Below are 2,877 nucleotides of genomic sequence, written 5' to 3'. Positions count from 1 at the left end.
AAATTAGCTTATTTGGCGAACTTTGCCGCTCCTAGCTATAATCCGATGATTACTAAAACCGGTTGGAGTGCTGCCCAATTAAAAAACGGAGAAAAACCCTATCTAGAAACAGCTAAGGGGGTAAAAGTTGACCTAATTACCGATTTTCCCGCCCATAACCAGCTTTCTCGCTGTCATTTAGCTTTAACGACGGTGGGTGCTAATACTGCCGAATTAGGGGCACTGGCAATCCCGATGATTATTTTACTACCGACTCAGCAACTAGACGCGATGAGAACTTGGGACGGTTTACCCGGTTTATTAGCCCAACTGCCGGGGGTTGGCTCTTTATTTGCTAAGATAATTAATCTCTATATGTTGCGGAAAAAGCGTTTATATGCTTGGCCAAATATTTGGGCTGGCGCCGAAATTGTTCCGGAATTATTGGGGGAATTACAACCAGAAGAAGTGGCAAATATGGCTAGTTCTTGGTTAGAAAATCCCCAACAATTAGAGGCTATCCGGCAAAAATTGCGGGCAGTGCGCGGACAAGCAGGAGCAGTGGATAAGTTAGTATCTATTATTGCCGAACAACTGTCTAGTTTCTAATCAATTAGAGAATTAAGCTTGTTGGTAGAGAGGATCAATTTCGATTAATTTATTAACAGTTTGATAAAATTCCTGCTGATAAAATTCCCTTTGATTGCTGTCGCCAGAATTAATTAATTGTTCTTGACAGTAGCGACGATATTCCATTAAACTAATTTTTTCCATAGCTATAATAGCATCTTTAATTTGTTCTTCTGGCTGCAAAATTTCCTGACTGGTATGTTCATTTAAGTGAAATAAAGAATTAAAATCACGGTTTTTGTCTGTGGTGATCATCAATAAATGATTCTGTAAAGCTGACATCAAATCTCTTGGTTTAGTAATTTGGGTTTCTAACTCTAGAATTACTTGCCATAACCAACGATAATCAGGGAGATTAAAAATTAAATCTTTTTCATCCAAAGATTCTAAAATTATTTCCCGATATTCAGGATAATGGAGATAGATTAATAATAATAACCATTCGGCTTTTTCCGAGCTATTTTTTTCGGATTTATCTAAAATATTTTTCCTCTTGATTGCCAGAGATTTTCCCTGAGGTTTATTAACCTGCTTTGAGAGATTTTTTAAAATATAAGGCAAACGAGTGGCATCTTTTTGAGCCAAAATTTCAGCACAATAATCTAGATAAAAAGTGCGTTGATTGCTATCGATTAACTTTTGCAGTAACCTCACCATACTATTGGCTACTTGTTGAAAATGTAGTCCCTGTTTTAAATCTTTATTAACCAACATTTGCGAGATTTGCCAATCAATCCAAAAAGGAGATTTTTCGATTAATTCTCGATAACTATTCACCCCGTCAGCACGAGATTTAAGAAATTCATCGGCATCTTTACCATCGGGAAGATTAAGGATTTTTAGGTTAACTTGTCCTGAATAAACTAGGGAGTTAATTTCCTCGATCGCCCTTTGTGTCGCTTTAATTCCGGCTTGATCAGCATCAAAATTAAAGATTATTTGTTTATTTTCACTGTAGCGCAAAAGTAATTTAATTTGCTCTTGACTTAAAGCTGTTCCTAAACAGGCAACCACATTAGTGATACCAGCAGCATGGAGAGCGATTGCGTCAAAATAACCCTCGACAACTATCGCTAAATCTTGCTGAATAATTGCCTGTTTAGCTCGATCGAGAGCAAAGAGAGTTTTTCCCTTTTCAAATAGAGGAGTATCGGGAGAATTTAGATACTTTGGCTGCTCATTACCTAAAGTGCGACTACCAAAAGCGATCGCTCGTCCTTGACTATCAAAAATAGGAATCATTAAACGATCTCGAAATTGATCGTAATAACCACTACCATTTTGACGCGCTTTAATTAATCCCGCTTGTTCCACTAAAGCCACAGGATAGCGCTTTTGTTCCACTAAATAACGATAGAGAGTTTCCCAACCTTCCGGAGAATATCCCAGTTGAAAATTAGCGATAGTTTCTGCGGTTAGTTGTCGTTCTACCTTAAGATAATCTAACGCTTTTTCCCCTTGAGGTTGACTAAGGGCGTGTTGATAAAAACTCACCGCCACGGCCATTATTTCGTATAATTGTTCCTTGAGGGATAATTTCTGTTCTAATTCCTGACGCTGTTCTACTGCCAGAGTTTTAATCGGGATTTGATACCTTCTAGCAAGATCGAAAACCACTTCACTAAAAGATTGTTTTCCCACTTCCATAAGAAATTTAATCCCGTTTCCCCCCGCACCACAGCCAAAACAGTAATACATTTGTTTGGCAGGACTAACCGTAAAACTGGGGGATTTTTCCTCGTGAAAAGGACATAAACCAACGTATTCCCGTCCCCTTTTTTTGAGGACGACTCTCTCGGAAATTAAATCCACAATATCAATTCTTTGTTTAACTTCTTCGATCGTGTCCGGATGTAGTCGCGGTGTATCCATAATCAGTTATCAGCAGTCAGGAGTCAGATGTGAGTTTTAAGTGAGCAGTATATATTAAGTGAGCAGTATTAAAGCTGATCACTGAAAAATCTCCCCAACACCTAGCACCCCCACTAAGTCCCTTTTTGACTCCTGGAAATTCGCACCCATAAGTAATAAGAAAGGACTTGACTTTGGCGGCGGCTTGTGCTATGCTTTTCTCATAATGGGAATCCGTGCCAATTTTTACAAGTTCAAATATTCCCATTATGAATAAAATCTTTTAAAAATATTATCTCAAAATCTCCCGACAAAAGCCAGCAAAATTTCGCCCATAATTGTTAAGTTTTGTTAAAAAGAAATGCAGAGACCAGCGGGGAAAGAAATGGTCACTGTTTACTGATTACTGGTTACTGG

1 protein-coding gene and 1 pseudogene are annotated in these 2,877 nt (G+C 38.2%); one reads left to right on the top strand and one right to left on the bottom strand.

Going from position 1 to position 2,877, the window contains the following annotated elements; genetic code table 11:
• A pseudogene (locus IQ242_RS21525) lies at window positions 1-588 on the top strand (lipid-A-disaccharide synthase); the annotation flags it as partial.
• Window positions 589-600: 12 nt separating this feature from the next.
• Here IQ242_RS21525 and dnaG read toward each other — a convergent pair.
• Window positions 601-2,481 (bottom strand): DNA primase, encoded by a 1,881-nt coding sequence (gene dnaG / locus IQ242_RS21520; protein ID WP_193961351.1) that lies wholly within the window; start codon window positions 2,479-2,481, stop codon window positions 601-603.
• Between the last annotated feature and the right edge of the window lie 396 nt (window positions 2,482-2,877).

This window comes from Microcystis sp. LEGE 08355 (genome assembly GCF_015207185.1).
GTDB classification, from domain to species: domain Bacteria; phylum Cyanobacteriota; class Cyanobacteriia; order Cyanobacteriales; family Microcystaceae; genus Microcystis; species Microcystis panniformis.
Note: the sequence above shows the minus strand (reverse complement) of the source record. Positions and strands in the feature narration are given on the sequence as shown.

Excerpts from the sequence above, each read along its gene's own strand:
- dnaG (WP_193961351.1), bottom strand. The coding sequence starts at position 2,481 with ATGGATACACCGCGACTACATCCGGACACGATCGAAGAAGTTAAACAA.